General features: G+C 69.3%; 1 pseudogene. It reads right to left on the minus strand.

Annotated elements, in window-relative coordinates:
• Positions 1-24: 24 nt before the first annotated feature.
• Positions 25-1176 (minus strand): annotated as a pseudogene (locus AB0L34_RS34135) (hypothetical protein); the annotation flags it as partial.

Genomic DNA, 1176 nt, shown 5'->3' on the forward strand with positions numbered 1-1176 from the left:
GACTCACCCGCTCGCGCGCCGCGTCTACGACACCTGCCACCTCACCGGCCGGTTCCATCTCCGATCTGGGCAGGTCAGCGACGAGTACTTCGACAAGTACCTGTTCGAGGGGAAGCCGGAGCTGCTGCGCGAGGTCGCCGAGGCGATGGTGGCTCTGCTTCCGGAGTGCGACGTGTTGGCCGGGATGGAGATGGGCGGCATCCCGATCGCCACGGTGATGTCGCAGCTGACCGGGCTGCCCACGGTCTTCGTGCGCAAGCAGGCCAAGGCGAGGGAGATGAGGGCTTGGGCGAGGTCGGCGTGCCAGCGCAGGACGGACGGGTCGCGGACCTGCTGGCGCTTCTCAAGCGTACGGACCTCTTCCAGCGCCTCCAGGGCTTCTTTCGGACGCCCGGTGACCAGGAGAAGATGTCCGAGGACGAAGAGGTTTCGGGAGAGGAAGACTTTGTTGTCCTCCCGGCGGGAGGTGTCCGCCCCGCGGCGTGCGTGAGCGAGGGCGGAGTCGGTGCACGAGGCGGTGCCCTCGACCAGGGCGGAGGTGTAGCACGTTGGTGCGGGGTCCAAGGCGGCTCTGTCGGTAAGCGACAGGGCGCGGCCGGCGTAGTCGAGGGCCAGTCCGCACCGTCCGGCGCGGATCTCGACTTCGGCGAGGCTGCGCAGGACATCCACGGTGGCTTCGGCGTCTCCGGTCCGCTCGGCTTCGACGAGCAGAGGCAGCAGTGCGCTGCGGGCTTCGTCCAGACGGTCGTCGAAGATGGCGTGCCGGGCGGAGAGCTGTTCGGGCCTGGCGTTGACGGGGATGTGAGTGCTGCGTGGCAGGGACAGGGCGTGGCCGAGCGTGGTCTCGGCTTGGGGGCGGCCGAGGATGCGTTGGATGCGGGCCTGCATCGTGTGTGCCATGGCGGTGGTGGCGGTGTCGCCAGCGCTCCGGGCGAGGCTGGCGGCCCGGGCAGCCTGGGCGCACGCCCGGTCGGGATCGCCGTTGACGTTGGCCCAGAACGCCTGGCGGACGAGGATCTGCGCGGTCAGGTCCGGATGTCCGGCCGCTTCGTGAAGTGCGTCGGCGAACAGCTTGTCGCCGTTGTACAGGTGCTGTCCGCCTGAGTCGATCAGGGCGATGAGGGCGTTGACGCGGTTGGCGGGGCTGCTGTCGTTGTTCAGGACGAGGCGGACGGC

It is taken from the genome of Micromonospora sp. NPDC052213, assembly GCF_040679695.1.
Lineage (GTDB): Bacteria > Actinomycetota > Actinomycetes > Mycobacteriales > Micromonosporaceae > Micromonospora.